Origin of the sequence: Pseudomonas wayambapalatensis, from assembly GCF_049942315.1 — a bacterium.
Lineage (GTDB): Bacteria > Pseudomonadota > Gammaproteobacteria > Pseudomonadales > Pseudomonadaceae > Aquipseudomonas > Aquipseudomonas wayambapalatensis.
On record NZ_JBNFMU010000109.1, the window covers coordinates 1 to 11,508 of the forward strand.

General features: G+C 65.6%; 14 protein-coding genes. 6 read left to right on the forward strand and 8 right to left on the reverse strand.

Annotated elements, in window-relative coordinates; genetic code table 11:
- Window positions 1-129: 129 nt before the first annotated feature.
- Genes ACPZMI_RS05220 through ACPZMI_RS05235 form a run of 4 tightly spaced genes read right to left on the reverse strand, consistent with a single transcriptional unit; the run spans window position 130 to window position 3,822 of the window.
- Window positions 130-1,047: a 5-oxoprolinase subunit C family protein gene (locus ACPZMI_RS05220; protein ID WP_426351816.1), complete on the reverse strand. Its 918-nt coding sequence runs from the start codon at window positions 1,045-1,047 to the stop codon at window positions 130-132.
- The gene (gene pxpB, locus ACPZMI_RS05225; RefSeq protein WP_426351817.1) at window positions 1,044-1,739 is read right to left on the reverse strand and encodes a 5-oxoprolinase subunit PxpB; all 696 of its coding nucleotides are present in this window, start codon (window positions 1,737-1,739) and stop codon (window positions 1,044-1,046) included. Before pxpB ends, ACPZMI_RS05220 begins: the two co-directional genes overlap by 4 nt.
- Before the next feature lie 10 nt (window positions 1,740-1,749).
- Window positions 1,750-2,526 carry a 5-oxoprolinase subunit PxpA gene (locus ACPZMI_RS05230; protein WP_186709781.1) on the reverse strand — a complete coding sequence of 259 codons (777 nt, stop codon included), beginning with the start codon at window positions 2,524-2,526 and terminating at the stop codon, window positions 1,750-1,752.
- Window positions 2,527-2,535: 9 nt separating this feature from the next.
- Window positions 2,536-3,822 (reverse strand): MFS transporter, encoded by a 1,287-nt coding sequence (locus tag ACPZMI_RS05235; protein WP_426351818.1) that lies wholly within the window; start codon window positions 3,820-3,822, stop codon window positions 2,536-2,538.
- Between the two features lie 150 nt (window positions 3,823-3,972).
- On the opposite strand from ACPZMI_RS05235, the gene ACPZMI_RS05240 reads away from it, so the two are divergent.
- Complete coding sequence (locus ACPZMI_RS05240) at window positions 3,973-4,884, forward strand: LysR family transcriptional regulator (RefSeq protein WP_426351821.1); 912 nt, start codon at window positions 3,973-3,975, stop codon at window positions 4,882-4,884.
- 181 nt (window positions 4,885-5,065) lie between these two features.
- On the opposite strand, the gene ACPZMI_RS05245 is transcribed toward ACPZMI_RS05240, so the two are convergent.
- The 3 genes from ACPZMI_RS05245 to ACPZMI_RS05255 are packed head-to-tail and all read right to left on the reverse strand — an operon-like array spanning window position 5,066 to window position 6,887.
- Entirely contained in the window at window positions 5,066-5,587 is a 522-nt protein-coding gene (locus tag ACPZMI_RS05245) for a DUF2937 family protein (RefSeq protein WP_186666910.1), read from the reverse strand.
- Between the two features lie 9 nt (window positions 5,588-5,596).
- On the reverse strand, window positions 5,597-6,364 hold the full coding sequence (locus tag ACPZMI_RS05250; RefSeq protein ID WP_054895027.1) for a class II glutamine amidotransferase: 768 nt from the start codon (window positions 6,362-6,364) through the stop codon (window positions 5,597-5,599).
- A gap of 16 nt (window positions 6,365-6,380) precedes the next feature.
- On the reverse strand, window positions 6,381-6,887 hold the full coding sequence (locus ACPZMI_RS05255; protein ID WP_186709780.1) for an MFS transporter: 507 nt from the start codon (window positions 6,885-6,887) through the stop codon (window positions 6,381-6,383).
- A 171-nt stretch (window positions 6,888-7,058) separates the two neighbouring features.
- Between ACPZMI_RS05255 and ACPZMI_RS05260 the strand changes: the two genes are divergently transcribed.
- Both ACPZMI_RS05260 and ACPZMI_RS05265 read left to right on the forward strand, forming a co-directional pair.
- Window positions 7,059-9,101, forward strand: a complete 2,043-nt coding sequence (locus ACPZMI_RS05260) for a S9 family peptidase (RefSeq protein WP_426351819.1) — start codon at window positions 7,059-7,061, stop codon at window positions 9,099-9,101.
- Between the two features lie 99 nt (window positions 9,102-9,200).
- On the forward strand, window positions 9,201-9,674 hold the full coding sequence (locus ACPZMI_RS05265) for a cyclic nucleotide-binding domain-containing protein (protein ID WP_426351820.1): 474 nt from the start codon (window positions 9,201-9,203) through the stop codon (window positions 9,672-9,674).
- On the opposite strand, the gene ACPZMI_RS05270 is transcribed toward ACPZMI_RS05265, so the two are convergent.
- Window positions 9,671-9,940 (reverse strand): hypothetical protein, encoded by a 270-nt coding sequence (locus ACPZMI_RS05270; RefSeq protein ID WP_411384004.1) that lies wholly within the window; start codon window positions 9,938-9,940, stop codon window positions 9,671-9,673. The two genes, ACPZMI_RS05265 and ACPZMI_RS05270, sit on opposite strands and share 4 nt — an antisense overlap.
- Window positions 9,941-10,072: 132 nt before the next feature.
- Between ACPZMI_RS05270 and ACPZMI_RS05275 the strand changes: the two genes are divergently transcribed.
- The 3 genes from ACPZMI_RS05275 to ACPZMI_RS05285 all read left to right on the forward strand — a co-directional run bounded on the left by ACPZMI_RS05275 (window position 10,073) and on the right by ACPZMI_RS05285 (window position 11,410).
- Entirely contained in the window at window positions 10,073-10,444 is a 372-nt protein-coding gene (locus ACPZMI_RS05275; protein WP_054895032.1) for a YajD family HNH nuclease, read from the forward strand.
- A gap of 73 nt (window positions 10,445-10,517) precedes the next feature.
- Entirely contained in the window at window positions 10,518-10,988 is a 471-nt protein-coding gene (locus ACPZMI_RS05280; protein WP_054895033.1) for an RNA methyltransferase, read from the forward strand.
- A gap of 80 nt (window positions 10,989-11,068) precedes the next feature.
- A complete protein-coding gene (locus tag ACPZMI_RS05285; protein ID WP_063543658.1) occupies window positions 11,069-11,410 on the forward strand; it encodes a YgaP family membrane protein in 342 nt (113 codons plus the stop codon).
- The last annotated feature ends 98 nt before the right edge of the window (window positions 11,411-11,508 follow it).

Genomic DNA, 11,508 nt, shown 5'->3' on the forward strand with positions numbered 1-11,508 from the left:
CAAGCCCGCTCCCACAGGGATTGGGCTGGCCTTTAGATTTTGAACAAAACAGTTTCTCCCACAGATACCCTACCGTCCCTGCGAACAGTGGGTTATCTGTGGGCTTGCCCCGCGATAGCGCCCGAAAGCTCACGCCCAGCGCTGCAGATACCCCTGCTGCTCCCGCCAGGCCGTCTCCTGCACCACCGCCCGAAACCGCACGACCGCCCCCGGCATGCACTGGGCCAACTGCGCCAGCGCCAGCGGCGTCAACGCCCCCAGCCGCGGATAGCCGCCAATGGTCTGGCGATCATTGAGCAGCACGATCGGCTGCCCATCCGGCGGCACCTGCACGGCGCCCAGCGGAATACCTTCGGAAATCATCGGCGCGCCCTGGTAGACCAGTTGCGGCCCCAACAGGCGGCTGCCCATGCGGTCGGCACGGCTGTCCAGCGTCCAGTCGCTGTTGAAGGCCTCGAACAGGCTGGTGCCGCTGAAGTCGCCGATCTGCGCGCCCATCACCAGGTCCAGTACCGGCTTGGCCGGATACAGCGGACGCAAGGCTTCGGGTACTTCACGCAAGGCCGGGGCGCCCTCGACAAAGCGCAGAGCCTGCCCCTTGGCCAGCGCCTCGCCGCGCCCCTCGATGCCACCGAGCGCTTCACGCGCCACCGTCGAACAACTGCCCAGCACGGCTTCGCCGGCAAAACCGCCCGGTGCCGCCAAGTAGGCACGTACACCCTGACGCGGCTGCCGCAGCGTCAGCCGTTGGCCCTTGTGCAGGGCGAAGCTGCGCCAGGGCGCCAGCGGCTGGTCGTCGATCCTGGCGTCCAGATCGGCGCCGGTCAGGGCCAGCACACAGTCCTGCTCGGCGAGCAGGCTCAAACCACCCAGCGCCACCTCCACCACTGGCGCGTCCAAGGCATTGCCCAGCAGCCAGTTGGCCCAGTTCATCGCCACCCAGTCCAGCGCCCCGCCCTGGGTCACACCCAGATGCCGCACACCCAGGCGCCCGGCGTCCTGTAGCTGGCACAGCGCGTTGCTGGCTTCGATCCTCAACTGCCTCATGCCAGCGCCTCCAACGGACGGTCATCGCCGCCCAATGCCATGAATTCGGTGTGCGACACCGCCACGAAACGTACCCGATCCCCTGGCTGCAGCAGGCTGTAGCCATCACGCTCGCGGTCGAACAGACGCACCGGCGTGCGCCCGATCAGGTTCCAGCCCCCCGGCGACATCGCAGGGTAAGCCGCCGTCTGCCGCTCGGCGATGCCCACGCTACCGGCTGCGACACGCTTGCGCGGTGTGCTCAGGCGCGGCGTGGCCAGGCGCTCGTCCACCAGCCCCATGAAACCGAACCCCGGTGCGAAGCCCAGGGCGAACACCGGGTAGTCACGCGCGCAGTGCAGGCGGATCACCTCGTCTTCGCTCAGGCCACTGCGTGCGGCCAGCAGCGCCAGCTCCGGGCCGACGCTGGCGTGGTACCACACCGGAATCTCGTGACGCCGACCACTGTGGCCTGTATCCGGCTGCAAGCCTTCCAGCGCCTGGCCAATTCGCGCGCGCGCCTCACCTGGCGCCAGGTCCGACTGCAGCATCAGCGTGGTGTAGGACGGCACCAGGTCGATCAGGTGCTCACCGAACGCTGCGCGCAGGCGCTGGCTGGCGGCGAGGATCCACGGCATGTTGCCCTCATCGATGGTGTCGAACAGCCGCACCATCAGGCTGTCGATCGCCACCACTTCGATACGTGGCTTCATCGCGACATCCTCATGCCTGCAACGCGTCGAGGGCCTGGCGGATCTGCCGCACCGCAGCCACCGAGCTTTCGTTGTCGCCATGCACACACAAGGTGGCAGCATTGAGCCGCAGCGCGCTGCCATCATTGGCCACCAATGCCTCGCCACGGGCCAGGCGCACGGCCTGTTCGACCACCAGGGCCGGGTCATGGTGCACGGCACCGGGCAGGCGACGCGACACCAGGTGGCCGCTGGCGGTGTAGGCGCGGTCAGCGAACGCTTCGAACCACAGCGGCACCCCGATCTCGTCGCCCAGGGCCTGTGCAGCGCTGTCGTCGGCGGTGGCCATCAGCATCAGCGGCAGGTCTGCGTCATAAGCGGCCACAGCCTCCAGCACCGCGCGCAGCTTCTGCGGGTCGGCCATCATGTCGTTGTACAGCGCGCCGTGCGGCTTGACGTAGGCCACGCGGCCACCGAGCACCTTGCAGATGCCGTCCAGGGCGCCGATCTGGTAGTGCAGCAGGTCGCGAATCTCGTCGTCGCTGCAGGCCATCGAGCGGCGGCCGAAGCCGACCAGGTCCGGGTAGGCCGGGTGCGCACCGATGGTCACGCCATGCTGCAGCGCCAAGGCCACGGTGCGGCGCATGGTGCCGGGGTCGCCGGCATGGTAGCCACAGGCGATGTTGGCGCAGTCCACGAAGGGCATGACCTCGGCGTCCAGGCCCATGCGCCAGTTGCCGAAACTCTCGCCCATGTCGCAATTGAGAAGCAGGCGGTTCACCTGTCGAACTCCTGTTGTGCTGTTCATAGGTCTACCTTAACGCGCCTTCAGTTCTTTGCCGCGGGTTTCTGGCAGGCTCAGGGCGGCGACGATCACGATGCCATAGGACACCGCAGCGAATGCGCCGATACCCAGGCCCAACGGGATCTTCTCGCCGAGCAGGCCGATCAGCAGCGGGAACATCGCCGCCAGCACCTTGCCGATGTTGTAGCAGAAGCCCTGCCCCGAGCCACGGATGCGCGTGGGGAACAGTTCGGTGAGAAAAGCCCCCATGCCGCTGAAGATGCCCGAGGCGAAGAAGCCCAGCGGGAAACCCAGCCACAGCATCACGCCGTCACTGACCGGCACCTGCGTGTAGAGCAGGACAATGACGAACGAACCCACCGCGAACAGGATGAAATTCTTGCGACGCCCCAGCAGGTCACTGAGGTAGGCGCTGATCACATAGCCGATGTAGGAGCCGACGATGACCATGGCCAGGTAGCCACCAGTGCCCAGCACGCTCAGGCCACGCTCGTTCTTGAGGAAGGTCGGCAGCCACGAGGTGATGGCGTAGTAGCCACCCAGGGCGCCGGTGGTCAGCAGCGAAGCGCGGATCGTGGTCCAGAGCATGCCGGAGGCGAAGATTTCGTAGAAGTGCGGAGGCGCTTCAGGCTTTTCCGCGCTCTTGGCTTCGCGGTAGACCTCCGGGTCCTTGACCATGCGGCGCACGAAGATCACGAAGATCGCCGGCAACAACCCGAGCAGGAACAGCGCACGCCAGGCCTGTTCGGCCGGCAGCCAGGAGAACAACAAGGCGTAGAGGATCGCGGTCAGGCCCCAGCCGATGGCCCAGCCCGATTGCACCATGCCCACTGCCTTGCCGCGGTCCTGGGCACGGATCACCTCGCCGATCAGCACTGCACCGGCGGTCCACTCGCCACCGAAGCCAAAGCCCATCAGGGTGCGGGCGATCAGTAACTGCTCGTAGCTCTGGGCGAAGCCGCAGAGGAAGGTGAAGAAGGCGAACCACAGCACGGTCAGTTGCAGGGTACGTACGCGGCCAATGCGGTCGGAGAGGATACCGGCGACCCAGCCGCCGATGGCCGAGGCGATCAGGGTGCTGGTGTGGATCAGGCCGGCTTCGGCAGTGCTGATGCCCCAGATCATGATCAGGGTGGGGATGACGAAGCTGAGCATCTGCGTGTCCATGCCGTCCAGGCCATAGCCGATCTTGCAGCTCCAGAAGGTGCGTCGTTGCTGGGAGTCGATGTCACGGTACCAGGCAAAGGGCCCGCCCGAAGATCGGGCGGGTGCCTGCTGCTGTACGCCGGTGGGGTTCATGGATGCCTCGGCTTGTTGGTATTGTTTGAGGAACGACTGCGTGGTCGCGGCCTGGACGCTATTGTTCAAAGCCCGCGCAACCTGCGTCCAACGAGAAAAACCGTCGGTCTGGAACAAGAAAACCTGATCGCCCTGCCCTGCGAGCACACGATGAACCTGCGATTTCTCGAAACCTTCGTCTGGGTCGCCCGGCTCAAGAGCTTTCGCCTTACGGCCGAGAAGCTGTTCACCACCCAGGCCTCGGTGTCCAGCCGCATCGCCGCGCTGGAGGCCGACCTGGACGTGAAGCTGCTGCTGCGCGACTCGCGCGGCGTCAGCCTGACACCGGAAGGCAGCAAGGTGCTGGAGTACGCCGAGCGCATGCTCGACACCGCCAAGGCGATGAAACAGTCGCTGGGCGGCGAACGGGCCGTGGTCGGCCGGATCCGCCTGGGGGTCATGGACACGGTGATCCACACCTGGATGAGCGCCTTGGTGGCCGAGTTGACCGAGCGCTACCCGCAAGTGGAAATCGAGTTGGTCGCCGACACCTCGCTGAACCTGCGCGACCAGTTGCAGAAGGGTTTTCTCGACGTGATCCTGCAGACCGACCTGCTGCGCCAGGAAAGCATCCGCAGCCTGGACCTTGCGCGCTACCCGATGGGTTGGATCGTCGCCACCGGCTCACCGCACCATCGCGACTATGCATCGCTGGCCGAACTGGCGCGCGAGCGGATCATCACCTTTTCGCGCAACTCACGGCCGCACCAGGAGGTGTTCAGCCTGCTGCAGAGCGCGGGGAGCGAGACGCCGCGGCTGAACTGCGTAAACTCGGTGTCGGCCATCACCCGGTTGCTGCGCGACGGCTTCGGCATCGGCGCCCTGCCCCCGGCGCTGGTCGCCGCAGAGCTGGCACGCGGCGAACTGGTGCTGCTGACCGGGCTGCAGCCACCGCCTAGCCTGGAGCTGGTGGTGTCGTGGCAGACCGGGGTGGAGCTGGTCGATGAAGTGGTGGGGTTGTGCCGGCAGGTGCTGGAGCGCTATGCGCAGGATGTGGGGGTGCAGCGGATCGTGCTGGTCTGAGCCAGGGATGTGTCAGTTTCGGCCTTATCGCGGGACAAGTCGCAGCGGCGAACCGCCGCTCCCACAGGGATTGAGCTGGCCTTTAGATTTTGAACAGGACAGTAGCTCCCGCAAGGTCCAACACTGTGGGAGCGGGCTCGTCCCGCGATGAGGCCCGCCCCGGCAACGAAATACCGGCAGCCTAGCGCCAGCTTTCCTTCACCGCCCGACGCCGCCCGCCCAGGATCACCCAACCGATCCCCAGCAACAGGCTCTCGACCAGGAACGCCAGCAGGAAGCCGCTGGCAATCCCCCAGCCGATCGCCTCGGGCACCAGCAGGATCTGGTAGCTATAGCCCTTGAGCGTCTCTTCGCGCAGCTGCGGATCGGCCTGCACCAGCACATGCCAGCTGCGGCTGGCCCAACTGCCTTGCAGCGCCTGCCATTCGTTTTCCAGCAACTGGTTGCGAATCATCAGGCTTTCGATGCTGTTGGCGTCACTGTTGAACACCGGGTCGTCGCTGGTACGGTAATGGCGCACCAACGCCTGCAGATCGCCCTTGAAGAAGCGCTCGGCGGTTTCCTGGAAGCCCGCCAGCGCTTCGCGCGACTCGAGCATGTGCGCCTCGACCCGCTGGCTGTAGTCCTTGACCAGGCCGGGCACCTGGACACCGGCCAGCAGGCCGAAGGTGAACAGCAGCAAACGCAGGTAACTTCTGAACATGCTCTGTCCTTAGCCTTTGGCGACGCACTCGCCGTGCCGCCACAGGGCCCATTGACCCGGCTCGTAACGCTGCCAGGTCTCGTTTTCGGTCAGGGCCTCGGTGGCGATCACCGTGACCACGTCATTGGGCGTGGTTTCCGATTGAAAATCCACGATCAGGTCGACATCCTTCAACCGCGCGGCACCAAAAGGCGCGCGTCGGGTAATGTGTACCAGCTTGGTCGAACAGAAGCAGAACAGCCAGTCGCCGTCGCTGAGCAGGCAGTTGAACACGCCCTTCGCGCGGTAGCCTGCGCAGGCCTCGACCAGCACCGGCAGCAGCGCCTCGACCTCAACGGGCTCGGGGAATGCCGCACGCACGCGGTTGAGCAGGTCGCAGAAGGCGGCTTCGCTGTCAGTGTCGCCGACCGGGCGGTAGAACGTCTTCTCGCCACTGAAATCGGCGAGCTGGCCGTTGTGCGCGAAGCACCAGTTGCGTCCCCACAGCTCACGCACGAAGGGGTGGGTGTTGGACAGGCAGACCTTGCCGACGTTGGCCTGGCGGATATGGCCAATAACCACTTCGCTCTTGATCGGGTAACGCTGCACCAGGTTGGCCACCTCCGACTCGCTGCTCGCGGCCGGGTCCTGGAACAGGCGCAGGCCACGCCCTTCGTAGAAGGCAATGCCCCAGCCATCGCGGTGCGGCCCGGTACGCCCGCCGCGCTGCATCAGGCCTGTGAAGCTGAAGACGATATCGGTGGGGACGTTGGCACTCATGCCCAGCAATTCACACATTGGCGAGGGCTCCGTCCTAGATCCGTGGCTCGACGCGGCCGCCACCATTGCCCGGGCGACGCACCGGGGCAGCAGGTGGCTCTTCACGGTAGCGATCGCGACGATCGGCGACGGGCGCATCGGCCATCACCGCATCGTCTTCGGCCGCCTGGCGCTTGGCGGCGGCCTCGACCTTCTCGCGGCGCTCGCCAGCACGTTTTTCCAGTGGCCAGCGCACCAGCACGAACAGCAGGTAAAGGCCAAAGGCGATCATGCCGTACATCGCCAGGTCCGAGGCTGCGCGCCAGGCGTTGTTGCCCACCTTGAACGCCAGGTCCAGGGCGGTGATGGCAATGGCCGGGGCAAAGCTGTCCTTGACCGGGTCGACAATGGTGGGGGTGAACAGCAGCACGGCAACGATCACCCGCAGCGGCTCGCGCAGCCAGCGCCACATCCAGCCGGTGAACTTGAAGGCCACCAGCAGGCAGCCCAGGGCGGCGACAGCGTAGAGGCCCCAGGCCAGTGTGTAGTCTTGTTCGATCATGGTGTCCGTGCAAGGCAGGCAAAGAGATGCCTATGATAAACACTTTTACGGGCACAGGCGCCTCTTCCCTCTATGAAGCCTGAGCGGCCTCTTCGCGGACAAGCCCGCTCCCGCAGACCGGCAATGCTCGCGAAGAGGCCGGCACAGACGCCACCAAACCACGGACATCCCATGCATACCAGACCCAAGCCCCCCATCGCCCGCCCCGCCCAAGCCGCCGATCCCTACGCCTGGCTGCAGGAACGCGACACCCCCGAAGTGCTGGCCTACCTGGAGCAGGAAAACGCCTACCAGCAAGCCTGCCTCGCCGACCAGGCCGAGCTGCGCGAACAGCTGTTCGAAGAAATCAAGGGCCGCATCCTCGAAACCGACCTGTCGCTCCCCTCCCCCTGGGGCCCCTACCTCTACTACACCCGCACCACGGCAGGCGACGAATACCCGCGCCACTACCGCTGCCCGCGCCCGGCCGACGACAGCAACCGCGTCGACGAAAGCGCCGAGCAACTGCTGCTCGACCCCAACGCCCTGGCCAACGGCGGCTTCCTCGCCCTGGGCGCGTTCAATGTCAGCCCCGACCATCGCCTGCTGGCCTACAGCCTCGACACCAGCGGCGACGAGGTCTACACCCTGTACGTCAAGGACCTGGAAAGCGGCAGCGTCACCACCCTGCCCTTCGACGACTGCGACGGCAGCCTGACCTGGGCCAACGACAGCCGCACGCTGTTCTTCGCCGAACTGGACGACACCCACCGCCCGTGGCGCCTGCGCCGCCACACCCTGGGCGAAAGCGACGCCAGCACCGTGTTCGAAGAGCCCGATGGGCGCTTCTTCCTGCACTGCTACCGCGCAAGTTCCGAGCGCCAACTGGTGCTGCTGCTCAACAGCAAGACCACCAGCGAAGCCTGGGTACTCGATGCCGCCACGCCACAGGCCGACTTCACCTGCCTGGCGCCGCGGGTCGAGGGCCACGAGTACTTCCCCGACCACGGCCAGCTCGATGGCCAGTGGCGCTGGTTCATCCGCAGCAACCAGGACGGCATCAACTTCGCCCTGTTCCACGCCCCGGCCGACCAGGTGCCCAGCCGCGCACAATGGCAGGTACTGGTGCCGCACCGTGACGACATCATGCTCGAAGGCTTGAGCCTGAACGCTTCGGCGCTGTCGCTGAGCCTGCGTGAAGGCGGCCTGCCGATCATCGAAGTCCGCCCCCAGGGCCTGCCGGCCTATCGCGTCGAACTGCCCGACGCCGCCTACAGCCTCTACGTGCAGGACAGCCTGGAGTTTTCCAGCACGCGCATCCGCCTGCGCTACGAAGCGCTCAACCGCCCGGCCCAGGTCCGCCAGCTGGAGCTGGCCAGTGGTGAGCAGCAGGTGCTCAAGCAGACCCCGGTACTCGGTCGCTTCGATGCCGACGACTATGTCAGCCAACGCCTATGGGCGACCGCCAAGGACGGCACCCAGGTGCCGATCAGCCTGGTGCGCCGCCGCCAGGACCTGGACCGCGAAGTGCCGCTGTACCTCTACGGCTACGGCGCCTATGGCGAGAGCCTCGACCCCTGGTTCTCCCACGCCCGCCTGAGCCTGCTCGAACGCGGCGTGGCCTTTGCCATCGCCCATGTGCGTGGCGGCGGCGAGCTGGGTGAAGCCTGGTACCGCGCTGGCAAGCAGGAGCACAAGCAGAACAGCTTCGACGACTTCATCGCCTGTGCCGAACACCTGATCGCCCAGGGCGTCACCCGCACCGAGCAACTGGCCATCAGCGGCGGCAGCGCCGGCGGCCTGCTGATGGGCGCGGTGCTCAACCAGCGTCCGGAGCTGTTCCGCTGCGCCATCGCCGAGGTGCCTTTCGTCGATGTGCTCAACACCATGCTCGACCCCGAGCTGCCGCTGACCGTCACCGAGTACGACGAGTGGGGCAACCCCGAAGAGCCTGAGGTGTACGCACGCATCAAGGCCTATGCCCCCTACGAGAACGTCAAGGCCCAGGCCTACCCGGCCATGCTGGTGGTGGCTGGCTACAACGACAGCCGCGTGCAGTACTGGGAGGCGGCCAAGTGGGTGGCGCGCCTGCGCACCCGCAAGACCGACGACAACCTGCTGCTGCTCAAGACCGAAATGGGCGCCGGCCACGGCGGCATGAGCGGACGCTATCAGGGGCTGAAAGACGTGGCCCTGGAATATGCGTTCGTCTTCAATGAGCTGGGCGTGGTGTAAATCGCATTTCTTGTTGTCATAGAGTTCTCGCACACCCTGCGGCCTCTCCCGCAGGGTCTGTGGAAGCTCTCAAATACCGGACGACACGAAGAACAACACATGCCCGACCCAAGCCTCCTCAGCGCCGAAATCCGCGACATGCTCATGGACTGCGGCTTGTTCGACAGCCTGCAGCCCAGCGACTTCCAGGCCGTCGCCGGTTACTTCGCCATCGCGGCGATGACCGAGGGCCAGACCATCTTCGCCGAAGGTGACGCCGGCACCTTCATGTGCATCCTGCACCGCGGCGTGGTGTCGGTGCGCAAGACCGACGGCAACGGCCAGCAAGTCGAGATCGCGATCTTGCGCAAGGGCCGAGCCTTCGGCGAAATGGCCGTGCTCGACGGCGAACGTCGCTCGGCCAGTTGTGTGGCGGCCAGTGACTGCCAGTTGCTGACGCTGGGCAAGGACTCGCTGGACAAGATGCTCAACGACGCCCCACGCATCGCCGCGCGGATCATCCGTGCCCTGGCCGTGGCGTTGTCGAAACGCCTGCGCATGCAAGATGGCCAGCGCCTTTCGCAACAGGTCTAGTCGTTCTTTTTCGGCGGGTCCTGGGACAATCCCGGCAATGGCTGGTCCTTTGGCGGCCCGGGCAGCGGCATCGGCGGCAGCAATGGCGCGCCAGGCTGACTGCTGCCCGCCTTGGGCGGCGTGCTCGGGGTGATCTGCGGGTAGGGCGTGGGCGTGGGCGTACCCGGCGCGCCGGGCACCGGGGTGATGCTCCCCGATGGCTGCCCGGCAGCTTCGGCCGCTGGGGCAGCAAGCAACATCAGCGTGGCAAGGATCACAGGCAACATCGGTAACCTCCCGTCCGGAACCTGCCTACAGGCTACGCCCAATCGCACCTTTTTGCCTGTCCGCCAGGCCCGCAGGCGCGCTAGACTCAACGCCATAACCGTCATTGCCCTGATAACGAAAAAGGTAACACCATGAGCTCGGCCTCCAACTCCGCCGCCACCGCCCGCCTCGACCGCATCCTCGCCGACGCCAAGCGCGACAAGGAAATGGGCTACCGCGACAAGGCACTGAAGATGTATCCGCACGTCTGCGGGCGCTGCGCCCGTGAGTTCTCCGGCAAGCGCCTGTCGGAACTGACCGTGCACCACCGCGACCACAACCACGACAACAACCCCCAGGATGGCTCCAACTGGGAGTTGCTGTGCCTGTACTGCCACGACAACGAGCATTCGCGCTATACCGACCAGCAGTATTTCGGCGAGGGCTCGCTGAGCACGCCGAAAACCAATGTCGCCACGCACAACCCCTTCGCCGGCCTGGCTGCCCTGATGAAGAAGGACTGACCGTCGATTCATCCGCCCACGGCGTCGGCGAGCCCGTATAATCGCGCTCTTTTTTTGCGAAGGGCCCCGACTCGTGGCGAACAAACGGTACAGCTGCATCGGCCTGTTCAACCCAAAATCTGCTGAAAACGTCGGCTCGGTGATGCGAGCGGCAGGCTGCTATGGCGTCAACTCGGTGTTCTACACCGGCAAACGCTACGAGCGCGCCCGCGACTTCGTCACCGACACCAAGCGGGTGCACTACGACATCCCGCTGATCGGCATCGACGACCTGCAGCGCATCATCCCGCTGGGCTGCACGCCAGTGGCAGTGGAGCTGGTCGACGGCGCACGGCCGCTGCCCGAATACACCCATCCGGATCGGGCGATCTACATCTTCGGCCCGGAGGACGGCAGCCTCGACGAAAGCGTACGCGCCTGGTGCGAAGAAACCATCTACATCCCCACCCAGGGCTGCATGAACCTGGCCGCGACGGTCAACGTGGTGCTGTATGACCGGCTGGCCAAGGGCTTGAATACCCGCTCCGGGCCCAAGTTCAAGTAACGGGGATCAGGGTAATTGCACTGAACGCCGGGGCAGCCTCCAAGGTCAGCTGATGTACCAACCCACAAGGAGACCTACCCATGCTCGATATCCATTCGGCGTCAGACAGGCATGACCACAACGTCCAGGGCTGGGAGCGCGTCAGCTCACTGGCGGGCGGTGCCCTGATGATCAGCAAAGGGATGCGCCACGGCGGGCTGATCGGCTTGCTCCAGGTAGCGGTGGGCGGCATGGCGCTGGCCCGGGGCATCAAGGGCCATTGCGCGACCAAGGCCTGGTTCCACAAGCATCGTGCGGAGTACCACCGGTTGCATGCCGATATCGAACGGGGAGCGGCGGAGTTGAAGGCACTCAAGGCCAGCGCCGAGGCGGCGACCCGCACGGTGACGGTGACGGGTAAGGATCCGTTGGCTGGGGTTTGAATCGGCGGTGGCCTACTCGGGGGGGGGGGAAAAACCCCCAAAAACCCCCAACCACGAGGGGGGGGTGGGGGGGGGAGTGTTCGCGCAGAAAACAAAAA

Excerpts from the sequence above, each read along its gene's own strand:
- ACPZMI_RS05220 (WP_426351816.1), bottom strand. The coding sequence starts at position 1,047 with ATGAGGCAGTTGAGGATCGAAGCCAGCAACGCGCTGTGCCAGCTACAG.
- pxpB (WP_426351817.1), bottom strand. The coding sequence starts at position 1,739 with ATGAAGCCACGTATCGAAGTGGTGGCGATCGACAGCCTGATGGTGCGG.
- ACPZMI_RS05230 (WP_186709781.1), bottom strand. The coding sequence starts at position 2,526 with ATGAACAGCACAACAGGAGTTCGACAGGTGAACCGCCTGCTTCTCAAT.
- ACPZMI_RS05235 (WP_426351818.1), bottom strand. The coding sequence starts at position 3,822 with ATGAACCCCACCGGCGTACAGCAGCAGGCACCCGCCCGATCTTCGGGC.
- ACPZMI_RS05240 (WP_426351821.1), top strand. The coding sequence starts at position 3,973 with ATGAACCTGCGATTTCTCGAAACCTTCGTCTGGGTCGCCCGGCTCAAG.
- ACPZMI_RS05245 (WP_186666910.1), bottom strand. The coding sequence starts at position 5,587 with ATGTTCAGAAGTTACCTGCGTTTGCTGCTGTTCACCTTCGGCCTGCTG.
- ACPZMI_RS05250 (WP_054895027.1), bottom strand. The coding sequence starts at position 6,364 with ATGTGTGAATTGCTGGGCATGAGTGCCAACGTCCCCACCGATATCGTC.
- ACPZMI_RS05255 (WP_186709780.1), bottom strand. The coding sequence starts at position 6,887 with ATGATCGAACAAGACTACACACTGGCCTGGGGCCTCTACGCTGTCGCC.
- ACPZMI_RS05260 (WP_426351819.1), top strand. The coding sequence starts at position 7,059 with ATGCATACCAGACCCAAGCCCCCCATCGCCCGCCCCGCCCAAGCCGCC.
- ACPZMI_RS05265 (WP_426351820.1), top strand. The coding sequence starts at position 9,201 with ATGCCCGACCCAAGCCTCCTCAGCGCCGAAATCCGCGACATGCTCATG.
- ACPZMI_RS05270 (WP_411384004.1), bottom strand. The coding sequence starts at position 9,940 with ATGTTGCCTGTGATCCTTGCCACGCTGATGTTGCTTGCTGCCCCAGCG.
- ACPZMI_RS05275 (WP_054895032.1), top strand. The coding sequence starts at position 10,073 with ATGAGCTCGGCCTCCAACTCCGCCGCCACCGCCCGCCTCGACCGCATC.
- ACPZMI_RS05285 (WP_063543658.1), top strand. The coding sequence starts at position 11,069 with ATGCTCGATATCCATTCGGCGTCAGACAGGCATGACCACAACGTCCAG.